Here is a 23,421-nt window from a genome sequence, read left to right as displayed (position 1 = left end):
CACCGAGGCGGGATCGCGGGCGCACAGACGCTAGACGGAGACGGGGCGCGAAGCGCGGACCGAACGCGAAGCGCGGACCGAACGCGAAGCGCGGACCGAACGCGAAGCGCGGACCGCCGGACCCACCGACCCACCGTGCGGAGCGCGGAGACACGGACGCGGCGAGCGGTACCCGACGCATAGCGCACAAGCCGCCCGCCCCGACCGCCGCTTAGGCACGGCCGGCACGCGTCGGTCGAGGAGACCTCGATCCGCGCGGAGCACCGCCAGGGCTCGGAGAATAGGCCGCCCGGCCCGAGCCACCACGGGAGGCGTACGACGGCGCAGCGGGCCGCTGAGCGGGCGCACGAGGGCACTCGTCGCCAGCCCCCGGCCGAGCCGCGTCGACCACACGTGCGCCGCACTGTTTCACGTGAAACGACGGCAGTTCGACAGGGCGCGATGGACGCGACGTGTAAGGGCGGCACCCCGGTGCCAGAGCTCGCCCGTTTCACGTGAAACCAGCGCGGCCGGATGCAGAACGGCCGCGTATCCCGAGGGAAGCGCGGCCGCAGGCGAACGGGGAGGTCAGTCCCCGGCCTCCTCCTGTTGCACTCCGATGATGCCGACGATCCGCTCCAGGTCGTCCACGGTCGCGAACTCGATAGTGATCTTGCCCTTGCTCCTGCCGATGTCGACCTTCACCCGGGTGTCGAACCGATCCGACAGCCGATCGGCGAGGTCGTTCAGGGCGGGCGCGTGCGGCTTCGGTCGCCGCTTCGCGGCCTGACCCTTCGACGGCCCGTCGTTCAGCGTCAGGGCCACGATCTCCTCGGTCGCACGGACCGACAGCCCTTCGGCCACGATCCGCAGCGCCAGCTGCTCCTGCGCCTCCGACTCGTCGAGGCTCAGCAGGGCGCGGGCGTGGCCGGCCGACAGGATCCCCGCAGCCACTCGGCGCTGCACCTGCGCCGGCAGGTTCAGCAGCCGGATGGTGTTGGAGATCTGCGGTCGGCTCCGACCGATGCGGCGGGCCAACTCCTCGTGGGTGGCGCCGAACTCCTCCAGCAGCTGCTGGTACGCGGCGGCCTCTTCCAGCGGGTTCAGGTTGGCCCGGTGGATGTTCTCCAGTAGCGCGTCCCGGAGCATGGCGTCGTCGCGGGTGTCCCGAACGATTGCCGGGATGCTCTCCCGCCCCACCGCCTGGGCGGCCCGCCACCGCCGCTCGCCCATCACCAGCTCGTACTTCTCGTCGTCGAGCTGGCGGACGACGATGGGCTGGAGGAAGCCGACTTCCTGGATGGAGGTCTTCAGCTCCTCCAGCGCCTCCTCGTCGAAGACCTGGCGGGGCTGCTTCGGGTTCGGCACGATCGCGTCGACCGGGATCTCGGCGAATCGGGCGCCTGGCACGGGGCTGAGCGTCGGCTCCGACTCGCGGGCCGGCGGACCGGCGGGCGCCGCCGACACGGCCGCGACGGACTCATCCTGCACGTGCCCGTTCTCCGGCTCGGCCGTCAGGGTGCCCGCTGCACCCGGCGCCGGCCCGGTCGGGATGAGCGCCCCCAGGCCCCGACCCAGACCGCCCCGAGGACGGTTCTTCATGCCACGCCTCCCAGCGAATCGTCCGCACTACGCATTCCGGCCCACCGGCTCCTTGACGCCCCGCTCGGCGATCTCCTGGGCAGCCTCGAAGTAACTCGTGGCGCCCCGCGAACCGGGATCGTAGGTCATCACCGACTGGCCGTAGCTGGGCGCCTCGGAGACCCGGACGTTGCGGGGGATGACCGCCTGGAGCACCTTGTCGCCGAAGTGGTTCCGGACGTCCTGCTCGACCGCGTCGGCCAGGCGGGTACGGCGGTCGTACATGGTCAGCAGGATGGTCGAGACGTCGAGCTTGGGGTTCAGGTGTTGCCGCACCAGGTTGATGTTGTTGATCAGCTGGTTGAGCCCCTCCAGCGCGTAGTACTCGCACTGGATCGGGATCAGCACCTCCTGCGCGGCGACCAGGGCGTTGACCGTGAGCAGGCCGAGCGAGGGCGGGCAGTCGATGAAGACGTAGTCGAACTGCCCCGGGTAGGCGGCAATGGCCCGGTCGAGGCGCGACTCCCGCGCCACCACCGACACCAGCTCGATCTCCGCGCCGGCCAGGTCGATCGTCGCGGGTACGCACCACAGGTTGGGGATGCCCTCGACCGCCTGCGCCACCTCGGCCAACGGCACGCTGTTGATCAGGCAGTCGTACACGTCGGGTATGCCGGTGTGGTGCGGGACGTTGAGGCCGGTCGAGGCGTTGCCCTGGGGGTCGAGGTCCACCACGAGCACCCGGTTGCCGTGCAGGGCGAGCGCCACCGCAAGGTTGACCGTGGTCGTGGTCTTACCCACGCCGCCCTTCTGGTTCGCGACGCACATGACCCGTGTCCGGTCCGGCCGAGGCATGGTCACCTCGCCACTGGGATTCAGGATCTGCACGGCGCGCATCGCCTCCATAGCCAACGGTGGGTCATCCTCTTCGCGCGTCGGGGTTTCACGTGAAACGTACGTGGGGTCGGCCGATACCGCGGTCAACGATTCCGTTGAAGCGACCACGGGCGCCGCGTCCTGAGCCGCCGCGGCGGTGGGTTGGTGCGGAACCGCCGGCTCGAAGCGGACCGCCGCGACGGTGTTCCGCCGACCCGAGGTCGGCCGTACGTCGGCGGCGTTGGCCGGCCGGCTCACCGCATCCGGTGCCCGACGGACAGCCGCCGGTTCCGTGGTGTCGGGTCCGGTCGGCTGGCCCGCGGGCTCGTCGCGCGACACCAGCGGATCGTTGTCCGCCGGTCGGGGCGAAGGCCCGGAAGCGCCGGGCGACCAGCTTGGGTAGTCGGTTTCACGTGAAACAGGGTCGCTGGTTGACCCGGTCACGCGTGGATCGTCGTACCTGCCGTCGTCATGCACCTGTCATCCCTACCCGCTTCGGATGGTCGGTCCGCGCCCCGGTCAACTTTGGCCGCACCCGCGCTCGCACCCCCGGAGCGTACGGCCCCTCGGGAGTGGTCGGAGGCCGCGACGTCCGTCGCCCACTCCACACTATCGACGCACGGCCAGCCTACGGCGGACGGGCGTGGCCGGTCCACGTCGGGTTCTCATCCCCTCGTTCCATCCGTACCGGTACAACGAGACAACCCACCGGCCGGACGCCCGATGGCGCGAAGCGTCAACGGCGGCGTGGCCGCCCACCCCGGGAGCGCTTGTTGGCAGCCGGGCGGGCCGGACCGACCATCCGCTCACGGACGACCTCCACGACGGTGGTGGGCGGGTCGATCACGTCGACGCCGCAGAGATGCACTGTCGGCTCTCCGCCGCCGAGCCGCTCCACCACCTCGCCGTGCTCGTTGATCTCCTCGGCGGCGGACGCGCCCTTGAGCGCCAGCAGTCGCCCGCCGCGCACCGCCAGCGGCAGGCTCCAGGCCGCCAGTCGGTCCAGCGGCGCGACGGCGCGGGCGGTCACCACATCTCCCCGGAGGGGTTCGCGGCCGCTCGATCCGCTGGCCGCCTCATCGGCCCGCCCCCGGAAAACCCGCACCGATCTGGTCAGGCCGAGACGCTCGACGACCTCGATCAGGAACGACGTGCGTCGGGCGAGCGGCTCGATCAGGGTCACCGTCAGGTCGGGGCGCGCGATGGCCAGGACCAGGCCGGGCAGACCGGCGCCGGACCCGACGTCGAGCACCGTCGCGTCGGCGGGGATCCGCTCGGCGACCGCAGCGCAGTTGAGCAGGTGCCGGTCCCAGATGCGAGGAGCCTCCCGGGGGCCGATCAGACCGCGGACCACCCCGTCGGTGGCCAGCAGTTCGGCGTACGCGGCTGCCACGTCGAGTCGATCGCCGAAGAGGGTCAGAGCGGCCGGGGCCAGTTCGGGCGGTAGTTCCGCGTCGGACGGCGACGGCGAACCGTCCCGCGCCGCATCGGTGTCGACGCCGGGGGTGCCGGGCCGGACAGCGGACGGCCCGGGCGGCGTGCCGCCCGGGCCGGTCACGGCGTCAGCCGTGGTGTCGTCGTGGGTCACCCGGTCAGTCCGCCGGCCGTACGACGATGCGCCGGCTCGGCTCGACGCCCTCGGACTCGCTCACCACGCCGGACATGGCGTTGACGACGTCGTGGACGCACTTGCGCTCGAACGCGGACATCGCCTCCAGCCGGACGGGCTCGCCGTACTCCTTGACCTTCTCCACCGCGTTCTTGGCCACGGCGGCGAGTTCCTTGCGGCGGTTCGCGCGGTAGCCTCCGACGTCCAGCAGCAGGCGGCTCGGCGTGCCGGTCGCCCGGAAGACGGCGAGGCGCGTCAGCTCCTGGAGCGCCTCCAGGGTGGCGCCGCGCTGACCCACCAGGTTCTGCAGCCGGGCACCGACCACCTCGACCACCGGCCGGCCGCCGGCGACCAGCTCGTCGATGTCGCCGTCGTAGTCGAGGATGTCGAGCAACCCTTCGACGTAGTCCGCCGCGATCTCGCTCTGCCGGAAAAGTTCGCCCTCGCCCGGGGTCTTCTTCTCCCGGCCGCCGGCGGTGGGCTCGGTGTCGTCGCCGGCCTCGGTGTCGTCAGCCTCCGTCTCGTCGGCCTCGATGTCGTCGTCCACCGCGAGCGGCGCGGTCTCCTCCTCGTCCAGGGACTGCTCGGCGCGGGGGATGCTGGTCTCGGTCACGGTCTCATCTCCGTACTCGCTCGGCCGGACCGTCGGGTCCGCTGGTTTCCCGGGGCCGGCGGGAGGTCGCCGGTGCCCACGGGCACGTCTGTACGGGCAGTGTCGCCCGTGGCCGCGTCACGCGCGGTCGGTTCCGTCCGGCGCCGGCCGTACGGCGGCTGCGCGGTGCGGAACGGGCCGCCGCCGGTCGCCCGACGACGGCCCGGAGGTCAGCCCTGCCGCTTGGCGGGGCGGCTCTTCTTGGGGTTCACCGGCTTGGCGCCCGGCTTCGGCCCGGCCACCTTGGGCGCGGTCGCCTTGACCGGCGCCTGCGGGGCCGACTTGCCGCGTCCGAACAGGCCGCCCGCCTTGGCCGGCTGCACCGGGTTACGGGCGGCGGGGGTGGCGGCCTTCTTGGCGGTCACCGGCGGCGGGAACTTGCGCAGCACCCACTGCTGCTGGCCGAGGGTGAAGAGGTTGTTGGTGACCCAGTAGATGATCACGCCGATCGGGAAGATCGCACCGGAGATCAACAGTGAGGCGGGGATGCCGTAGAGCATCAGTCGCTGGATCATCCGCTGCTGCGGGTCCTCCGCCCAGCCGGTCTTGAGGATCATCTGACGGCTGGTCAGGTACGTGGTGCCGATCATGATCAGGACCAGAATGCCGGCGATCACCTTGACAGTGGTGCCGTTGGCGCCGAGGCGGGCCAACTCCTCGGCGGTGGACCCGAACTTGCCGGACAGCGGCGCGGTGAAGAGCTTCGCGTGCGAGGCGCTGTTGAACTGGTCGACGGTCCAGCCGTAGATCGTCTTCTTGTCTTCCCCCTTGAAGGGGTCGAGGCGGCGCAGCACGTGGAAGAGGCCGAGGAACACCGGGATCTGGAGGAACATCGGAAGGCAGCCCATCAGGGGGTTGGCCTTTTCCTTCCGGTAGAGCTCCATCATCTCTTTCTGGAGCGTCTCCCGGTCACCCTTGTGCTTCTCCTGCAGCTCCTTGACCTTGGGCTGGAGCGCCTGCATCGCCCGCTGCGACTTGATCTGCTTGACGAAGACCGGGAACAGGATCACCCGGACCGTGACAACCAGGAAGACGATGGCGAGGATCCAGGCGAAGTTGGTGCCGATCACCGCGTTGACGGGCACCCCGATGGCGTCCCAGGCAGAGTGCCAGGTCAGCAGGATCCACGAAATCGCGAAGTAGATCCAGTCGAGACTCAATTCGGTGCTCCAGTCACATCGGCACGACGGCGACCGCCCGGTTCCGGCACCGGGTCATGTCCACCTGGGTGGAAGGGGTGGCAGCGCAACAGCCGCCGGACCGCCAGCGCGGCTCCCCGGAGCGCGCCGTGCCGGGCCACCGCCTCCTGGGCGTACGCACTGCACGACGGGTAGAACCGACAGCGGGCCGGCAGCGCCGGACTTATCCACCGACGGTACGCGATGATGGGCGCGATCAGCACCCTGGCACCGGTTGTGGGGCGCGGGGCGGTCGGCTCCGTACTCATCGGGACCTCCGCTCCCGGGGTGACCGGGCGGCCGCGATGGCGGCGTCCAGGTCGGCGGCGAGCCGGGGGTACGACGCCTCGGCCGTGGCCGGGAGCGCTCGGACGACCAGGGTGCTGCCGGTGGGCAGCGCGGCCAGCCGTTCCCGGACCAGTGCCCGGAGCCGACGCCGGACCCGGTTGCGCACCACCGCGTTGCCGACCGCCTTGGACACGACGAAGCCGGCGCGGGTCGGAGCGGAGAGTTGCTCCGCACCGGTGTCCCGCGCCGGCTCCGACGAGGTCGATGTGCTGGGGTCGGCGGTCGCCGGCACGGTCAGGTGGACCACGACGCCGCCTCGTCCGGCGCGTCGGCCACCGCGAACCGCTGCGGCGAAGTCAGTGCTACGCCGCAGTCGCTGTGCGGCGGCCAGCACGACTGCCCACGTCCCCCGGACCGGCCCGTCGGCTCAGGCCGACAGGGTGGTGCGACCCTTGGCGCGGCGGCTCGAGAGGATGGCACGGCCGGCACGGGTGCGCATGCGCAGCCGGAAGCCGTGGGTCTTCGCGCGCCGGCGGTTGTTCGGCTGGTAGGTGCGCTTGCTCACGTCAGGCTCTCCGTTTTCGTACGCGCCCCGGGCGACGGGATCGCCGGGGTCGTGGGGTGGTCCAGGCCACCTCGACGATGGCCACCGATCGGTGCTGCCCGGCGGAGCGGGACCTCGGCGATGCGGGGATGCGACCGCGGACAGCAAGCACCCATCACCCTAGCAGAGGGCGAGAGAGCAGCCGCTCCAGCCTACGCAGGGGTGCAATGACCGTCAAACACCTCGCGACGGCGGAGATCGGGACGCGCCCGGGGCCGAAGGGGCGGTTTTCGCTGATGCCGACAAGGAGCCCGTCGCGTCGCCGGTTGATGGCGCAGGGACAACGCTGTTACCGTGCCCGATTGCGGTGAGCGTCGGAAGCTCCGGTCGTCGCGCGCAGGCAAGACCGGACACGGTAGTGAATCGTTCGGCACGGTGAACCCGCTTCAGCGCCCGTTCAGGCAGGGGGCAGGTCCCACCCGCGTCCGGCGGGCGGCCACAATCGGTCGGTACACAGGCTGTGGATAACCTGTGGACGACCACTGGTCAACCGTCCGGGTGGGTGATGTTCCACCCGCGAACGCGGCGGGCCCGGGACGGCCGGCTGGCAGACAGCGGCGGCCGGGAGCAGAGGCGAGGGGGTGGCACGACGGTGGCCGGTACGACCGACCTTGCCGCGGTGTGGTTAGCGGCGACCGACGAGCTCGCCGACGAGATCATCTCCGCCCAGCAGCGCGCCTACCTCCGACTGACCCGGCTGCGGGCGATCGTCGAGGACACCGCGCTGCTCTCCGTCCCGGACGCGTTCACCCGCGACGTGATCGAGTCACGGCTGCGCCCGGCGATCACCGAGGCGCTCACCCGGCGGCTCGGCCGGCCGATCCAGGTCGCGGTCACCGTGCGGGTGGCCGAGGACACCGCCGGCCGCCCGGCTGGCACCGTCTACCGCAGTGCACCCGAACCGGGGTCGATCGACGCCGGGGGTCCGCCGCCCGCCGTACCGTCCGACGACGAGCAGTCCGGCCGGCCGGCGTACGACGCGGTCATCCCTGAACAGCACCCGGCGCGAGCGCCCGAGCCGGCTGCGCCACCGGCCCCGTCCGGTCCGCCGCTCGCGCCGACCGCCGACGGGCACCGATCCGGGCTGATTCCGGCCAGCCGCGACGGGCAGGAGGCGTTGTTCAGCGCCGCGTTCGTGGAGCCGCTGCGGACGCCCCGCCCGGCGCCTGACCGGCGCGGCTACGACGAGCAGGCCGGCCGTCTGGACCCGCCGGGCCCGGACACCCGGCCCTACGAGCCCCGCTACCGGGAGGACGCGGCGTCACCGCGGGACCAGCACGTGATCCGTGCGATGCCGCGGGACAGCGGGACGGACAGCGGTCCGGGTCGCAGCGGTGTGGATCATCGCCCCGGCGGGCGCGACGACCGTCGGCTGCCCGGCACCGACACCGGCGGCAACCGGCTCAACCCGAAGTACATGTTCGAGACGTTCGTCATCGGCTCGTCCAACCGGTTCGCCCACGCGGCGAGCGTGGCGGTGGCCGAGTCGCCGGCGAAGGCGTACAACCCGCTGTTCATCTACGGCAGCTCCGGGCTGGGCAAGACGCACCTGCTGCACGCCATCGGGCACTACGCCACGACGCTCGGCAACGCCCGCTCGGTGCGGTACGTCTCGACCGAGGAATTCACCAACGACTTCATCAACTCGCTCCGGGACGACAAGACCAGCGCGTTCCAGCGGCGCTACCGCGACGTCGACATCCTGCTGATCGACGACATCCAGTTCCTGGAGAACCGCGAGCGCACCCAGGAGGAGTTCTTCCACACCTTCAACACGCTGCACAACGCCAACAAGCAGATCGTGATCACGTCGGACCGGTCGCCGAAGCAACTCGCCACGCTGGAGGACCGGCTGCGGACCCGGTTCGAGTGGGGTCTGCTCGCCGACATCCAGCCGCCGGATCTGGAGACCCGGATCGCGATCCTGCAGAAGAAGGCGGCGCAGGAGCGTCTCTACGCCCCGCCGGACGTGCTGGAGTTCATCGCCTCCCGGGTGTCGAACTCGATCCGGGAACTCGAGGGCGCGCTGATCCGGGTGACCGCGTTCGCCAGCCTGACCCGGTCGACGGTCGAGCTGTCGCTGGCCGAGGAGGTCCTGCGGGACTTCATTCCGGACGGCGCCGGCCCGGAGATCACCGCGGACCAGATCATGGTCTCCACGGCGGACTACTTCGGGGTGAGCCTGGAGGACCTGCGAGGTCAGTCCCGCTCCCGGGTGCTGGTCAACGCCCGCCAGGTGGCCATGTACCTGTGCCGGGAGTTGACCGAGTTGTCACTTCCCCGGATCGGGCAGGCCTTCGGGGGCCGGGACCACACCACGGTCATGCACGCCGACCGCAAGATCCGCCAGCAGATGGCCGAGCGGCGCTCGCTCTACAACCAGATCGCCGAGCTGACCAACCGGATCAAACAGAACACCTGAGGCGTACGCCCGCCGTCGCGACGGCACGCTGCCCTGGACACGCCCGGCCGGAGACCCGGCCGGGCGTTCTTTTTTCGTCTCTGGCGGGTCTCCGACTTGACCCTCGACATGGTGCAGACCACAGCATCGACGCCGTGACCGATTCGATGCTCACTCGTTGTCCACAGCTCGCTGTCCACCGTCAGTGGATAACTACGGTCCGTCCTCCGCCAGTTACCCACAGGCTGTGGAGAAACCCTGTGTACGACGCTGTGGACGGCTGGGGACAACTGCGCGGTTGTCCACCGGCGACCGTCGTCCTGTGTACGACCTGTTGAAGGTTCTGGGGATGACGCCATTGGTGATCTTCATGGCGATCCACAGGCTTGGGGAGAAAGTCGGTGGATTACCGGTGGACAACCGGTGGACAACGGTGGACAACCGGCCGGCGCGGGCGGGCTGTGGACACGCGAGGCGGTTGTACCCCCGGTTCTCCACAGCCAAATCACCGGTGGATAACCTGTCTGAGCTGCGCGGACCCGAGTTCTCCACAGTTTGCACAGGTGCGATGAAGACGATGGGTTATCTCTTCTAAGAGAACAAAAACCAATCATCACCGTTGGACTTTCTGTGGATCGGGCCGAAAGCTGCCGGACCAGCCGGTCAGCATCGACACGATCCACGGGGCCGGGCGCACAGCCGATGCCCCCGCGCCCTAAAGTGCGATGGGTACCCGCACGGTTGGGCGGGACGGTAGGCAGCGGTCGGCATGAGAGAGTTGTCGCTGACGTCGACGCGGAGGCATTGATGAAGTTCCGAGTAGAGCGCGACGCGCTCGCCGAGGCCGTGGCCTGGACCGCGAAGAGCCTGCCGAGCCGTCCGTCGGTACCGGTGCTGGCCGGGGTGATGCTTCGCGTCACCGACGGCAACCTGCGGGTCTCCGGGTTCGACTACGAGGTCTCCAGCCAGGTCACCGTCGAGGTGCAGGGCGACGCCGACGGGGCCGCGCTGGTCTCCGGTCGCCTGCTCGCCGAGATCACCAAGGCGCTGCCAGCCAAGCCGGTGGACATCGCCGCCGTCGGCGCCCACCTCGAGCTGGTCTGCGGCAGCGCCCGGTTCACCCTGCCCACCATGCCGGTGGAGGACTACCCCGCGCTGCCCGAGATGCCGCAGAGCGCCGGCACCGTTGACGCCGCCGCGTTCGCCACCGCCGTCTCCCAGGTGGCCATCGCCGCCGGCCGCGACGAGACGCTGCCGATGATGACCGGGGTGCGTGTCGAGCTCTCCGGCAGCACCCTGTCGATGCTCGCCACCGACCGCTACCGGCTGGCGCTGCGCGAGATCCAGTGGCGGCCGGACGACCCCGAGGTGAGCATCAACGCCCTGGTGCCGGCCCGCACCCTGAACGACACCGCCAAGGCGCTCGGCCCGCTGGGTGGCGAGGTCACCCTCGCCCTCGCCCAGGGCGCGGCGGGCGAGGGCATGGTCGGCCTCGCCGGTGGCACCCGGCGTACCACCAGCCGGCTGCTCGACGGGGCCAACTACCCGCCGGTGCGTTCGCTCTTCCCGGCCACCCACAACGCCGAGGCCCGGGTGCCGGTCAGCACCCTGATCGAGGTGGTCAAGCGGGTCGCGCTGGTCGCCGAGCGCACCACGCCGGTGCTGCTGAGCTTCAGCGCCGACGGGCTGGTGGTCGAGGCCGGCGGTTCGGAGGAGGCGCGGGCCAGCGAGGCGATGGAGGCCGCCTTCACCGGCGACGCGCTGACCATCGGCTTCAACCCGCAGTACCTCATCGACGGCCTGGCCAACCTGGGTTCCCAGACCGCCGTGCTCTCGTTCGTCGACGCCTTCAAGCCCGCGGTGATCTCGCCCGCCGGCGAGGATGGCGAGGCCATTCCGGGGTACCGGTACCTCATCATGCCGATCCGCGTGTCCCGCTGATCGCGCGCACCGATACCCAGATCCACGGAGGTAGGAACACATGCAGCTCGGCCTGGTAGGACTCGGCCGGATGGGCGGCAACATGCGGGAGCGGTTGCGGGCCGCCGGCCACGAGGTGGTCGGCTTCGACCACAACGCCCAGTTGAGTGACGTCCCGACCCTCGCAGGGCTGGCTGAGAAGCTCGAGTCGCCGCGGGCGGTCTGGGTCATGGTGCCCGCCGGTGTCACCGACGCGACCATCGACGAGCTCGCCGCGGTGCTGGGCGAGGGCGACATCATCATCGACGGTGGCAACTCCCGGTTCAGCGACGACGCCCCCCGGGCCGAGCGGCTCAACGAGCGCGGCATCGGCTACCTGGACGTTGGTGTCTCCGGCGGCGTATGGGGCCGGCAGAACGGTTACGCACTGATGGTCGGCGGCGCCCAGGAGCACGTCGACCGGCTGTTGCCGATCTTCGAGGCGCTCAAGCCGGAGGGTGAGTTCGGCTTCGTGCACGCCGGGCCGGTCGGCGCCGGGCACTACTCCAAGATGGTGCACAACGGCATCGAGTACGGCCTGATGCACGCCTACGCCGAGGGCTACGAGCTGCTGGCCGCCTCGGAGCTGGTGACCAACGTGCCGGGGGTGTTCAAGTCCTGGCGGGAGGGCACCGTTGTTCGGTCCTGGCTGCTCGACCTGCTGGACCGGGCGCTCGACGAGGACCCGGAGCTGGCGGAGCTGAGTGGTTACACCGAGGACACCGGCGAGGGCCGGTGGACGGTCGACGAAGCGGTCCGGCTGGCCGTGCCGCTGAACGTCATCACCGCCTCGCTGTTCGCCCGGTTCGCCTCCCGGCAGGACGACTCGCCCGCCATGAAGGCCGTCGCCGCGCTGCGCCAGCAGTTCGGCGGCCACGCCGTCCACAAGCGCTGAGCGGTATCCACACCCTGTGTATGTCCACCGGCTGGAACTTGTCGACTTCCGCTCGTACGAGCGGGTCGCCGTCGACCTCCAGCCGGGGGCGAACGTCCTGATCGGCGCCAACGGCGTCGGCAAGACGAACCTCGTCGAGGCTCTGGGCTACGTGGCGACCCTGGACTCGCACCGGGTCGCCACGGACGCACCACTGGTCCGGATGGGCGCCTCCTCGGCGGTGATCCGCTGCGCGGTGGTCCACGACGGCCGTGAGCTCCTGGTCGAGCTGGAGATTGTGCCCGGCAAGGCCAACCGGGCCCGCCTGGGCAGATCCCCGGCGCGGCGGGCCCGGGACGTGCTGGGCGCCCTGCGACTGGTGCTCTTCGCGCCGGAGGATCTGGAGCTGGTCCGGGGCGACCCGGCCGAGCGCCGCCGCTACCTGGACGACCTGCTGGTCAACCGGCAGCCCCGGTACGCGGGCGTGCGGGCCGACTACGAGCGGGTGGTCAAGCAGCGCAACGCCCTGCTGCGTACCGCGTACCTGGCCCGCAAGACCGGCGGGTCCCGGGGCGGCGACCTCGGCACCCTCGCCGTCTGGGACACGCATCTGGCGCAGCACGGCGCGGAGCTGTTGGCCGGCCGGCTGGAGCTGGTCGCCGCGCTCACGCCGCACGTTTCCAAGGCGTACGACGCGGTGGCCGCCGGGCGCGGCGCCGCGGGTATCGCCTACCGGCCCTCGATCGAGCTGGCCGAGCCGACCACCGATCGTGGCGTGCTGGCGGCCGCGCTGACCGCCGCGCTCGCCGCGTCCCGCTCCGCCGAGATCGAACGGGGCACCACCCTGGTCGGCCCGCACCGCGACGAGCTGACACTGACCCTCGGCCCGCTGCCCGCCAAGGGGTACGCCAGCCACGGCGAGTCCTGGTCGTTCGCGCTCGCGCTGCGACTGGCCGGGTACGACCTGCTGCGCGCCGACGGCATCGAACCGGTGCTGGTGCTCGACGACGTCTTCGCCGAGTTGGACACCGGTCGCCGGGAGCGGTTGGCGGAACTGGTCGGCGGTGCGAGCCAGTTGCTGGTCACCTGCGCGGTGGACGACGACGTGCCGGCCGCCCTGCGCGGCGTCCGTTACCAGGTCGGCGAGGGGACGGTACGCCGTGTCGGATGAGCCGAAACCCGCCCGTCCCGACGTTGGCCGCGATGACCGGCGGGCCGGTGATGCCGGATCGCCGCGTACCCCGGGGTCGAAGGCGGCCGGCGGCGGCGACGGCGACGGCGGCGGGCAGCCGGACGCCGCGACCGGGCCGGAACTGGCCCGGGCGGTGCTCGACGCGGCGTTGTCCCGGCGGCAGGCGGCGGCCCGCGCCCGGCGTACCCCCGGGAGTGGCGGGAGTGGCGACGGCGGCTCCGGGCGGCGCCTGCGCGGCTACTCCGGCCCGGGCCCGGACCCGCGCGACCCGCAGCCGCTCAGCGTGGTGCTGAACCGGTTGGTGAAGGCGCGGGGCTGGCAGCAGCCGGCGGCCGAGGCCACGGTGTTCGGCGCCTGGGAGCGGGTGGTGGGCGCGGAGGTCGCCCAGCACAGCCGGCCGGTCAAGCTGGAGAACGGCGAGCTGACCGTGGAGGCCCGCTCGACCGCGTGGGCGACGCAGCTGCGGCTGCTCGCCGGTTCGCTGCTCAAGCAGATCGCCCGGGAGGTCGGCCACAACGTGGTGCGCAAGCTGCACATCCACGGTCCGGCCGCGCCGTCCTGGTCCAAGGGGCCGCGTCGGGTACGCGGCCGGGGGCCGCGGGACACCTACGGCTGAGCGAGCGCCTCAGCGTCGCCGGTCGGCCTCCTTGGCGGCCCGCTTCCGTTCGCGCTGTTCGCGGGTGTAGCGCTTACGCTCGGCCAGGTCGCGCTTCCACGCCTCGCGGGCCTCGGCCGAGCCGCCCTGCACCGCCCCCTGCACGCCCTCGGCCGGGCCGGCCAGGTGCCGGAACGCCCAGCGCATGAACCGGCCGCCCTCGCCCTGCGGTTTGGTGGCCGCGTCGTCCTCGCTCATCTGCCGCCCTCTTCCTGCGCGCCGTCGTTCCGCCCGAGCACCGGGGCAGACCATTGGTGTACTAATAGTTTGTGCACCAATGATCGGTACGATAGCCACTGTGTCTGAGGAGGGCAACCGATGAGCGAACGACCGGACGGCGTCGACCCGCTGGCGCTGGAGCAACAGGTCTGTTTCGCCCTGTCGGTGGCGGCGCGCAGTGTCGTGGCCGTCTATCGCCCGCTGCTGGAGCCGATGGGCCTCACCCACCCGCAGTATCTGGTCATGCTCGCGCTCTGGCAGCACGCGCCGCTGTCCGGCCGGGACCTCAGCCGGCTGTTGCAGCTCGACCCGGGCACCCTGTCGCCCCTGCTCAAGCGGCTCGAAGCCGCCGGCTACCTGCGCCGTGAGCGCGACGCCGCCGACGAACGCAGCCTCGCTGTCACCCTCACCCCCAGCGGAGTCGCCCTGCGCAGCCGGGCCGAGCAGATCCCGGCTGCGATCGTCCAGCGGCTCGGGCTGCCGGTCGAGGACCTGCGGCACCTGCACGTGGTGCTGACCCAGGTGATCGCCGCGGCCAACCGCCCCGGAGGCGACGACCAGACCGCCGCCGATCCCGGGCCGGCCGGTCAGGCGTCGGCGTAGACGGCGAAGCCGCGCTCGGCGCAGCGCCTGTAGAACGCCGCCAGCACACCCAGTTCGGCGCAGGTGAAATTCCACTGCGGCGGGTCGCCGCTCTCGTCGCGCAGCGCGTCCAGCCGGCTCTCCAGCCAGCGCAGCTGCTGCTCGGCCAGCCGCCCGTCGCCGAGCAGCGAGCGCAGCACGACGCTCACCGACTCGAACGTCACGGCCTCGCCGTGCGCACGGTGGCCGGTGACGAACCGTTCGATGCCGCCGGCGATCCAGGCGCACCCGTCCGGGTCGATCACCGGGTCCTCGTCCTCGGCCGCGGCGTCTGTGGCGTACAACACACCTTCCAGGCCGAGCAGCAGATCCACCAGCTCGGTGTACGCGGTCGCCCGGACGGTGCCGGTCTTCGCGATCAGCTCAGCCAGCGCCGCCGTCGGAGCGGAGATTCGTGGCAGGTCGACGATCTCGCCGAAGTCGACGAACTCGGCCGGAGCGACCGGATCGTAGAAGCGGCCGGTCCGCGGCCAGTGCACCGCGACGTTGTCCAGCCCCATCTGTCACCTCTTAAAGAGCACGTGTCGGGTCGATCGGGTCGATCGTCCCGGTTCCGGCCGCTAAAGATCAAGCCCGCTTCCGGGGCGCCGCAAACGTACGGCACGGGCGGCCCGGCCGCGACCCCCGACCCGCCCGGCCGCGGGTCAACCCGTTCCGGGGCGGCGCGTCCGATCGGAGCCTGGCGTGTGGGGGGAGTCGCGGGCAATGGGGTTCTGCCGGCTATGGACTTCTCAGCCGCCTCGCTGAGGGTGCCGACTGGTGGTTCTGTCCTCCGCGCACAGTAGGATTGACGGTGAGACGAAGACCCGGTGCGGAGCGAGGGACGGGGCCGGTGGCCCCAGAGTCATTCTCCACGTCGGGTCGAGCCGATCGCGATCCGCGGGCAAACCGCGGCGACCGGCGCGTTCGACCCGCTGTCCGGAAATTTCCGGCACCGGTCCGCGCGCCGACGTCGCGTCCTGTCCGCCGAACCCGCGCCCGACGCGCCCATTTTGGCGCGGACGACGCGAGAAAGTGGCCGAGGGTGGCAGCGCAGGACAAGCAGGAGTACGGCGCAGAGTCGATCACCGTTCTCGAGGGGCTGGAGGCGGTTCGCAAGCGGCCCGGTATGTACATCGGGTCCACCGGCGAGCGCGGTCTGCACCACCTCGTCTGGGAGGTCGTCGACAACGCGGTCGACGAGGCGATGGCCGGCTACTGCGACACCATCGACGTCGTGCTGCTCGCCGACGGTGGGGTCCAGGTCACCGACAACGGCCGTGGCTTCCCGGTCGACCTCCACCCGAAGCTCAAGAAGCCGGGCGTCGAGGTCGCGCTGACGGTGCTGCACGCGGGTGGCAAGTTCGACGGCAAGGCGTACGCGGTCTCCGGCGGTCTGCACGGCGTCGGTGTCTCAGTGGTGAACGCGCTCTCCACGAAGATGTTCGTCGAGATCCACAAGTCCGGCTCCGTGTGGCGGCAGCACTACACCAACTCCAAGCCGAGCCCGCTGGAGAAGGGCGAGGCCACCGACCTCACCGGCTCGGCGGTCTCCTTCTGGCCCGACCCCGACGTCTTCGAGACGATCGACTTCGACTTCCAGACCATCTACCGACGCCTCCAGGAGATGGCCTTCCTCAACCGGGGCATCACCATCCACCTGCTCGACGAGCGGGTGGCCGAGGACGAGGACGGCAAGACCCGCGAGGTCACCTTCCGCTACGACGGCGGTATCGCCGACTTCGTCCGACACCTCAACGCCTCCAAGAACCCGATGCACAAGACGGTGGTCGAGTTCGGGGCCGAGGAGGAGGGCATGTCCCTCGAGATCGCCATGCAGTGGAACGAGTCGTACGGCGAGTCGGTCTACACCTTCGCCAACAACATCAACACGCACGAGGGCGGCACCCACGAGGAGGGCTTCCGGTCCGCGCTGACCAGCGTGGTCAACCGGTACGGCACCGACAAGAAGCTGCTCAAGGGCGACGAGAAGCTCTCCGGCGAGGACATCCGCGAGGGCTTGGCCGCGATCATCTCGGTCAAGCTGACCAATCCGCAGTTCGAGGGCCAGACCAAGACCAAGCTGGGCAACACACCGGTGAAGAGCTTCGTGCAGCGGGTCTGCAACGACCGGCTGGTCGACTGGTTCGACCGCAACCCGGCCGAGGCCAAGACGATCATTCAGAAGGCGTCCCAGGCGGCCCGGGCCCGGATCGCCGCGCAGCAGGCGCGCAAGCTGGCCCGACGCAAGTCGCTGCTGGAGTCCGGCTCGATGCCGGGCAAGCTGGCCGACTGCCAGTCGACCGACCCCCGTGAGTCCGAGGTGTTCATCGTCGAGGGTGACTCGGCCGGCGGCTCGGCCAAGCAGGGTCGCGACCCACGCACCCAGGCGATCCTGCCGATCCGCGGCAAGATCCTCAATGTGGAGAAGGCCCGGATCGACCGGGTGCTGAAGAACAACGAGGTCCAGGCGCTGATCACCGCGCTGGGCACCGGCATCCACGACGACTTCGACATGGAGAAGCTGCGGTACCACAAGGTGGTGCTGATGGCCGACGCGGACGTCGACGGCCAGCACATCCAGACGCTGCTGCTCACCCTGCTCTTCCGCTTCATGCGTCCACTCGTCGAGATGGGCCACGTCTACCTGGCAGCCCCGCCGCTCTACAAGATCAAGTGGAACAAGAAGGGCGACGACGCCCAGTACGCCTACTCCGATCGTGAGCGGGACGGGCTGATCGCGCTGCGCCAGCAGAAGAAGCCGAACGCCAAGCCGGACGACATTCAGCGGTTCAAGGGCCTCGGCGAGATGAACTATCCCGAGCTGTGGGAAACCACTATGAACCCGGCAACGCGTACTCTGCGTCAGGTCACGCTCGACGACGCGGCGACCGCCGACGAGTTGTTCAGCGTGCTGATGGGTGAGGACGTCGAGGCGCGCCGGTCGTTCATCCAGCGCAACGCCAAGGACGTGCGGTTCCTGGACATCTGATGGAGCTCGGCGGGTCGGCCGGTGTGCACCCGACCGACCCGCCGATCCACAGAGTTATCCACAGCTTGGCCAGTATCCACAGCCGTTATCCACAGCACGAAAACGACTCTGAGTCTGATAAGGGTATACAGTGACCGATTCCCCCGAGTCCACACCGAACGAGCCCGAGGTCCCCGCCGAGGCCATCGCCGCCGTGGTCGCGCACGACCGGATCGAACCGGTCGGGCTCGAGGTGGAGATGCAGCGCTCCTACCTCGACTACGCGATGAGCGTCATCGTCGGTCGTGCGCTCCCGGACGTCCGGGACGGGCTCAAGCCGGTGCACCGCAAGATCCTCTACGCCATGTTCGACTCGGGCTACCGTCCGGACCGCGGCTACGTGAAGTGTTCCCGGGTCGTCGGCGACGTGATGGGTCAGTTCCACCCGCACGGCGACTCGGCGATCTACGACGCGCTGGTCCGGATGGCGCAGCCCTGGTCGCTGCGGTATCCGCTGGTCGACGGAAACGGCAACTTCGGTTCTCCCGGCAACGACCCGGCCGCCGCCATGCGATACACCGAGTGCAAGCTCGATCCGCTGGCCATGGAGATGCTGCGGGACATCGACGAGGACACCGTCGACCTGCAGGACAACTACGACGGCCGGGCCAAGGAGCCCACCATCCTGCCGTCGCGGATCCCCAACCTGCTGGTGAACGGCTCCGAGGGCATCGCGGTCGGCATGGCCACCAAGATCCCGCCGCACAACCTGCGGGAGATCGGCGCGGCGGTGCAGTGGTGCCTGGAGCACCCGGAGGAGGACGAGGAGACCACCCTCGAAGCCCTGCTCGGCATCGTCAAGGGTCCGGACTTCCCGACCCACGGCCTGATCGTCGGCACCACCGCGATCCAGGACGCGTACCGCACCGGCCGCGGCTCGATCCGGATGCGCGCGGTGGTGGAGGTCGAGGAGGACAAGCGGGGCCGGCCCTGCCTGGTCGTCAGCGAGCTGCCCTACCAGGTCAACCCGGACAATCTCGCCGAGCGGATCGCGGAGCTGATCAAGGAGGGCAAGCTCGCCGGGATCGCCGACATCCGCGACGAGTCCTCCGGTCGTACCGGCATGCGGATCGTGCTCGTGCTCAAGCGCGACGCGGTCGCCAAGGTCGTGCTGAACAACCTCTACAAGCACACCCAGCTCCAGGAGACCTTCGGCGCCAACATGCTGGCCCTGGTCGACGGGGTGCCGCGCACGCTCAACCTGGCGCAGTTCATCCGCTACTACGTCGAGCACCAGATCGACGTGATCCGCCGGCGGACCGCGTTCCGTCTGCGCAAGGCCGAGGAGCGGGCGCACATCCTGCGCGGCCTCGGTAAGGCGCTGGACGCGCTGGACGAGGTGATCGCCCTGATCCGGCGCTCGCCGACGGTGGACGACGCCCGGCAGGGCCTGATCCGGCTGCTGGAGATCGACGAGATCCAGGCGACCGCGATCCTGGACATGCAGCTGCGCCGTCTCGCCGCCCTGGAGCGGCAGCGGATCGTCGACGACCTGGCGAAGCTCGAGATCGAGATCGCCGACCTCAAGGACATCCTCGCCAAGCCCGAGCGGCAGCGGAAGATCGTCTCGGAGGAGCTGGGCGAGATCGTCGCCAAGTGGGGCGACGAGCGACGTACGCAGATCATCCCGTTCGACGGCGAGGTCTCGATGGAGGACCTCATCGCCCGGGAGGACGTGGTCGTCACGATCACCCGGACCGGGTACGCCAAGCGGACCAAGGTGGATCTCTACCGCTCGCAGCGCCGAGGTGGCAAGGGTGTCAGCGGCGCCACGCTGCGGCAGGACGACATTGTCAGCCACTTCTTCGTATGCTCCACCCACGACTGGATCCTGTTCTTCACGAACAAGGGACGCGTCTACCGGGCGAAGGCGTACGAGTTGCCGGAGGCCAGTAGGGTAGCCAAGGGCCAGCACGTGGCCAACCTGCTCGCCTTCCTGCCCGACGAGCAGATCGCGCAGATCATCGAAATCCCGAACTACCAGGTAGCCCCCTATCTGGTACTGGCCACGAAGAACGGCCTGGTGAAGAAGACGCGGCTCGAGGAGTTCGACTCCAACCGTTCCGGCGGAATCATCGCGATCAACCTGCGCGATGAGGACGAGCTGGTCGGTGCTGCGCTGGTTGCGCCGGAGAACGACCTGCTGCTGGTCTCCAAGAAGGCGCAGGCGATCCGGTTCAACGCCTCCGACGAGGCGCTGCGGCCGATGGGTCGCGCCACCTCCGGCGTGATCGGCATGCGCTTCACGGACGACGACGTCCTGCTCGCCATGGAGGTCGTTCGGGAGGGCCTGGACGTTCTGGTGGCCACGAACGGGGGATACGCGAAACGTACCCCGATCGAGGAATACCCGGTGCAGGGCCGGGGAGGTAAGGGCGTGTTGACTGCGAAGATCACCGAGCGGCGCGGTGGTCTGGTCGGCGCGGTGGTGATCGACCCGGACGACGAGTTGTTCGCGATCACCAGCAACGGTGGTGTCATCCGGACTCCGGTGAAGCCTGTACGCCGTACGCGTGACCGGAACACAATGGGGGTCAAGCTGATGGACCTCCCGGACGGCGTGACTATCGTGGCCATTGCTCGCAATGCCGACGAACCCGACGAACAGGACTAGTTGAATGACGGAGACACAGGCGAAGTCGGGGAACACGGGGACCTCGGCCAACCCGGTCGACGAGGAGGCCGCCAAGGGCGGCACACCAGCGACCGGCCGCGCGGCCGTGGGCCGGGCAACGGTCCCCGCCGACGCGCCTGCCCCGAAATTCACCCGGGCTCCCGGCATGACACCCCCGCCGGACCAGCCCGGCGAGGACGGTGGATCGGGCGACAAGACCGAGACGTCCGGCGTCGAGGCGCCGGCGTCCACCGACGCGCCTCCGGTGGCGGCGGCGACCCCGGCCCGTCCCACGACCACCCAGCCGATCAGTGTCCGGCCGGGCGAGGCGGCATCCACCGGGGCCACCGGCACGCAGCCCCGGATCACGCCGGGCATGACCCAGCCGCAGCCGGACGGGGGGCGTGCCACCGGCACCAGCCGCCCGGCCAGCGGCGGCGGCCTGCCGCCGGGAATCGGGAACGCGTCGGCGGTCGGGGCGGCCCGGGTCGGTGAGGCGGTACGCGCAGCGCGTACCTCGGTCAGCTCGGCCGCGTCCCGCGGGCCGCGCCGGGCCCGGCTGAACCTGAAGCGGATCGACCCCTGGTCCGTGATGAAGTTCGCGTTCGCCGTCTCGGTGGTGCTCTTCATCGTCGTGGTGGTCGCCACGTCGGTGCTCTACCTGGCGCTGGACGCGATGGGGGTGTTCCAGAGCGTCAACGACAGCCTGAGCGACCTGGTGAACGCCGGCGGGGGGCAGAGCACCAGCGGCTTCCAGATCACCGCCAAGGGCGTGATCCTCAGCTCGGCGCTGATCGGCCTGGTCAACGTGGTGCTCTTCACCGCGCTGGCCACGCTGGGAGCGTTCGTCTACAACGTCTGCGCCGACCTGGTCGGCGGGATCGAGTTGACCCTCGCCGAGCGGGACTGAGCGATCGGGACGCCGGGGCGCCGCGGAATGCGGTCGCTCCGGCGTCTCGTACTCAGGTAGGTTTTGCAGGTGTCGACGGCCCGGCTCGCGGGCCCGGCCCCCGATTTGGGGCCGGCTGAGCGGATGGGTTAACCTTGCTCGTCGCAACACGGGGCTATAGCTCAGTCGGTTAGAGCGCAGAGCTGATAACTCTGAGGTCGCTGGTTCGATTCCAGCTAGCCCCACCGCACGTCGTCCGACGGTAGTCGAGCGCGAGGGGTGTCCCCAATGTTCAAGAAGCTGCTGATTCTGGCCGGCGTCGTTGGCGTGGCCGCCGTCGTGTTCAACAAGGTGAAGGCCTCGAACGACGAGCGCGCCCTGTGGCACGAGGCGACCACCGCGCCCGACCTGCGCTGACGTCCGGCTTGGCGGCGAACGATCGGCGAAGCCGCCGCCGCCCACGGGGCCCTAGCTCAACTGGCAGAGCACTGCCTTTGCAAGGCAGGGGTTAGGGGTTCGAGTCCCCTGGGCTCCACCAATACTGCCTCTGACCTGCGGCGGGACACGCCGCAAGATCGTCGGGACCACATCGGGACCACGTTACCGATGGTCCCGGCGGCCGAGGGCGGCCCGCAGCAGAGCTGCTTGCCCCTGAATCTCGGGGACACTGACCGCGTTCGGACGACGACGAGGACCGGGGTGTGACCCATCCCCGGGTACCCGATTCTCTACGCCGCCCAGCCGGCGTCAAGGGCGCTGCGCGTCGGCACGCCGATGGCCTGCGGCCACCCGTGACACCGACCGGGCGCCGCAGTCCTTGGCACCTATCCGGGGATGGGGGCAGACTGGCGACCCCCTTATGCCTGGGAGGCTGGACGGTCTACGACTTGCCCGAAGAGGAGATCCCGCACACGGGGCCCAGTGCGCGAGGCTTCGCTTGTGCCCGCAGGATCCGATGTACGTCGATCTGGGTTTGAGGTCTGGCACGGGGCCGGCGGTGGGGGTGACGGCGGTCTTGCTTATCGGATCGCCGCCGTACAGTCGGTCTCGTCGGGCAACAACGGCCGGAGAGCCATCGTGTAAAGGTGCATGCCGCTGCGCCATCGCGTGTCAGGTGAGGCTGAGTCGGCGAGTCGCGCAGCGGCTTCAGCGTCGGTTCCCCTCAGAAGAGTGCAACTTGGCTGCTGGTCTGCCGCGATCGGCGAGAGTGGCCATGGCGTGACCTGGGTCCGCCCGTTGGGTGAGCTTTCGGACGAGTTCTCCCCGGCTTGCCACGCCACGATCGCCATCCGCGTCGGCCTGTAGGTTACTGGCGGGCGTACGAGGTCGCTTCGTGGCAGGGATCGCAGGTGATCGGCAAGCCGTTTGATCAGCCAGACGCGCGTGCCGCTGGCGCCTGGTTCCAGGGTGGAGACGTGCTGCCCATCGCCGGCCAGGAGCGTTACTACGGTGGGACCGGCGTCAGGCCACTGCGCGTCGCTGTCGAAGGTACGGGATTTGGACAGCCCGGCAAGGTGGGCGTCGCGGTAGACCCGGCGGTACGCCAGACGGGTGAGCTGCTGATCCTTGACGACTTCCCGGAAGCGGAACTCGGCGAACTCGGTCGCCGTGGTCAGTACGCGCCCGTCCCCGTATACAGAAATGTCGGGGACCGGGCGAATGGACTGGGGCCCCATGCCCTGGACGAACTGGATCCGCAGTACGAGCGCGTCCGGATCGCGTGGTGGCTCGGGTCCCCACCAAACGTAGTGATGACCTGTGGCGAGGATCCCCACCGCCACGAAAGCGGCAAGGGCACCCGAGATGAGTAGGCGTCGCGTCCGGGACTTCACGAAAGGCTATGACGGCCCAGGCGCCTGCCCGGTTCCTCGGGTCCATCGGATCGCCGGATCGCCGGATCGACGGCCCGGCCCCGATCCGATCGTGTTCAAAGCGCAAGCTGATCATGCGGTGCATCGGCGAGGACCACACATGTGCCATTAGCGTGCCATTGAGCCAGGACAGCAGGGGCCGGCCGAGGCCACGAAGACCGACGAGAGCAGGCCGCCAACCCAGCAGGCAGGCGGGGATCGACAATTCCCAAGCTGACAGTCTGGGAGCCACGCGGGGGAGCCACCGGGGCGGACTGGACCGGACGGGACGGGACCGATCGAGTTGCCGAGCGCTTGAGGACCAGGACCAGGCGGACGGCATCGGACG

General features: G+C 70.1%; 21 protein-coding genes, 2 tRNA genes and 1 pseudogene. 14 read left to right on the top strand and 10 right to left on the bottom strand.

The features are described from left to right. Positions 1-567 precede the first annotated feature (567 nt). The 8 genes and pseudogenes from GA0070607_RS12760 to rpmH all read right to left on the bottom strand — a co-directional run. Positions 568-1,434 (bottom strand): annotated as a pseudogene (locus tag GA0070607_RS12760) (ParB/RepB/Spo0J family partition protein); the annotation flags it as partial. Positions 1,435-1,608: 174 nt separating this feature from the next. After that, on the bottom strand, positions 1,609-2,913 hold the full coding sequence (locus GA0070607_RS32750; RefSeq protein ID WP_089018408.1) for a ParA family protein: 1,305 nt from the start codon (positions 2,911-2,913) through the stop codon (positions 1,609-1,611). A 259-nt stretch (positions 2,914-3,172) separates the two neighbouring features. Further along, positions 3,173-3,871 carry a 16S rRNA (guanine(527)-N(7))-methyltransferase RsmG gene (rsmG, locus tag GA0070607_RS12750; RefSeq protein WP_231931149.1) on the bottom strand — a complete coding sequence of 233 codons (699 nt, stop codon included), beginning with the start codon at positions 3,869-3,871 and terminating at the stop codon, positions 3,173-3,175. A gap of 157 nt (positions 3,872-4,028) precedes the next feature. Next, a complete protein-coding gene (locus GA0070607_RS12745) occupies positions 4,029-4,658 on the bottom strand; it encodes a Jag family protein (protein ID WP_089018406.1) in 630 nt (209 codons plus the stop codon). A 209-nt stretch (positions 4,659-4,867) separates the two neighbouring features. Continuing rightward, positions 4,868-5,857: a membrane protein insertase YidC gene (gene yidC / locus GA0070607_RS12740; RefSeq protein WP_089018405.1), complete on the bottom strand. Its 990-nt coding sequence runs from the start codon at positions 5,855-5,857 to the stop codon at positions 4,868-4,870. After that, a complete protein-coding gene (yidD, locus tag GA0070607_RS12735; protein WP_089018404.1) occupies positions 5,854-6,144 on the bottom strand; it encodes a membrane protein insertion efficiency factor YidD in 291 nt (96 codons plus the stop codon). The genes yidC and yidD overlap by 4 nt, the downstream gene beginning before the upstream one ends. Then, positions 6,141-6,557: a ribonuclease P protein component gene (gene rnpA, locus GA0070607_RS12730; protein WP_089018403.1), complete on the bottom strand. Its 417-nt coding sequence runs from the start codon at positions 6,555-6,557 to the stop codon at positions 6,141-6,143. Before rnpA ends, yidD begins: the two co-directional genes overlap by 4 nt. Before the next feature lie 33 nt (positions 6,558-6,590). Continuing rightward, a complete protein-coding gene (gene rpmH, locus GA0070607_RS12725; protein ID WP_007453904.1) occupies positions 6,591-6,728 on the bottom strand; it encodes a 50S ribosomal protein L34 in 138 nt (45 codons plus the stop codon). A gap of 544 nt (positions 6,729-7,272) precedes the next feature. On the opposite strand from rpmH, the gene dnaA reads away from it, so the two are divergent. The 6 genes from dnaA to GA0070607_RS12700 all read left to right on the top strand — a co-directional run bounded on the left by dnaA (position 7,273) and on the right by GA0070607_RS12700 (position 13,809). Then, positions 7,273-9,189 carry a chromosomal replication initiator protein DnaA gene (gene dnaA, locus GA0070607_RS12720; RefSeq protein ID WP_231930981.1) on the top strand — a complete coding sequence of 639 codons (1,917 nt, stop codon included), beginning with the start codon at positions 7,273-7,275 and terminating at the stop codon, positions 9,187-9,189. 301 nt (positions 9,190-9,490) lie between these two features. Next, entirely contained in the window at positions 9,491-9,763 is a 273-nt protein-coding gene (locus GA0070607_RS32335) for a hypothetical protein (protein WP_157743143.1), read from the top strand. A 212-nt stretch (positions 9,764-9,975) separates the two neighbouring features. After that, positions 9,976-11,109, top strand: a complete 1,134-nt coding sequence (gene dnaN, locus GA0070607_RS12715) for a DNA polymerase III subunit beta (protein WP_089018401.1) — start codon at positions 9,976-9,978, stop codon at positions 11,107-11,109. A 40-nt stretch (positions 11,110-11,149) separates the two neighbouring features. Next, positions 11,150-12,022: a phosphogluconate dehydrogenase (NAD(+)-dependent, decarboxylating) gene (gnd, locus tag GA0070607_RS12710; RefSeq protein WP_089018400.1), complete on the top strand. Its 873-nt coding sequence runs from the start codon at positions 11,150-11,152 to the stop codon at positions 12,020-12,022. A 16-nt stretch (positions 12,023-12,038) separates the two neighbouring features. Continuing rightward, on the top strand, positions 12,039-13,172 hold the full coding sequence (recF, locus tag GA0070607_RS12705; RefSeq protein WP_089018399.1) for a DNA replication/repair protein RecF: 1,134 nt from the start codon (positions 12,039-12,041) through the stop codon (positions 13,170-13,172). Beyond that, positions 13,162-13,809: a DUF721 domain-containing protein gene (locus tag GA0070607_RS12700; protein ID WP_089018398.1), complete on the top strand. Its 648-nt coding sequence runs from the start codon at positions 13,162-13,164 to the stop codon at positions 13,807-13,809. The genes recF and GA0070607_RS12700 overlap by 11 nt, the downstream gene beginning before the upstream one ends. 9 nt (positions 13,810-13,818) lie before the next feature. On the opposite strand, the gene GA0070607_RS12695 is transcribed toward GA0070607_RS12700, so the two are convergent. Then, on the bottom strand, positions 13,819-14,046 hold the full coding sequence (locus GA0070607_RS12695; RefSeq protein WP_089018397.1) for a hypothetical protein: 228 nt from the start codon (positions 14,044-14,046) through the stop codon (positions 13,819-13,821). A gap of 120 nt (positions 14,047-14,166) precedes the next feature. On the opposite strand from GA0070607_RS12695, the gene GA0070607_RS12690 reads away from it, so the two are divergent. Further along, positions 14,167-14,670: a MarR family winged helix-turn-helix transcriptional regulator gene (locus GA0070607_RS12690; protein WP_089018396.1), complete on the top strand. Its 504-nt coding sequence runs from the start codon at positions 14,167-14,169 to the stop codon at positions 14,668-14,670. On the opposite strand, the gene GA0070607_RS12685 is transcribed toward GA0070607_RS12690, so the two are convergent. Further along, on the bottom strand, positions 14,655-15,209 hold the full coding sequence (locus GA0070607_RS12685; protein ID WP_089018395.1) for a hypothetical protein: 555 nt from the start codon (positions 15,207-15,209) through the stop codon (positions 14,655-14,657). The genes GA0070607_RS12690 and GA0070607_RS12685 overlap by 16 nt on opposite strands. Positions 15,210-15,733: 524 nt before the next feature. On the opposite strand from GA0070607_RS12685, the gene gyrB reads away from it, so the two are divergent. From gyrB to GA0070607_RS32330, 7 genes are all read left to right on the top strand, one after another. After that, positions 15,734-17,680: a DNA topoisomerase (ATP-hydrolyzing) subunit B gene (gene gyrB / locus GA0070607_RS12675; RefSeq protein WP_089018393.1), complete on the top strand. Its 1,947-nt coding sequence runs from the start codon at positions 15,734-15,736 to the stop codon at positions 17,678-17,680. A 130-nt stretch (positions 17,681-17,810) separates the two neighbouring features. Continuing rightward, the gene (gene gyrA, locus GA0070607_RS12670) at positions 17,811-20,333 is read left to right on the top strand and encodes a DNA gyrase subunit A (protein ID WP_089018392.1); all 2,523 of its coding nucleotides are present in this window, start codon (positions 17,811-17,813) and stop codon (positions 20,331-20,333) included. 4 nt (positions 20,334-20,337) lie between these two features. Further along, positions 20,338-21,243 (top strand): DUF3566 domain-containing protein, encoded by a 906-nt coding sequence (locus GA0070607_RS12665; RefSeq protein ID WP_089018391.1) that lies wholly within the window; start codon positions 20,338-20,340, stop codon positions 21,241-21,243. A gap of 150 nt (positions 21,244-21,393) precedes the next feature. Continuing rightward, positions 21,394-21,467, top strand: a tRNA-Ile gene (locus GA0070607_RS12660). Positions 21,468-21,510: 43 nt separating this feature from the next. Next, complete coding sequence (locus tag GA0070607_RS33330) at positions 21,511-21,639, top strand: DLW-39 family protein (protein ID WP_208869723.1); 129 nt, start codon at positions 21,511-21,513, stop codon at positions 21,637-21,639. A gap of 45 nt (positions 21,640-21,684) precedes the next feature. Continuing rightward, positions 21,685-21,760: transfer RNA gene (locus tag GA0070607_RS12655), tRNA-Ala, on the top strand. A gap of 811 nt (positions 21,761-22,571) precedes the next feature. Beyond that, positions 22,572-23,033 carry a hypothetical protein gene (locus GA0070607_RS32330; RefSeq protein ID WP_157743142.1) on the top strand — a complete coding sequence of 154 codons (462 nt, stop codon included), beginning with the start codon at positions 22,572-22,574 and terminating at the stop codon, positions 23,031-23,033. Positions 23,034-23,421 lie beyond the last annotated feature (388 nt).

The organism is Micromonospora coriariae (genome assembly GCF_900091455.1).
Taxonomy (GTDB): Bacteria; Actinomycetota; Actinomycetes; order Mycobacteriales; family Micromonosporaceae; genus Micromonospora; species Micromonospora coriariae.
Note: the sequence above shows the minus strand (reverse complement) of the source record. Positions and strands in the feature narration are given on the sequence as shown.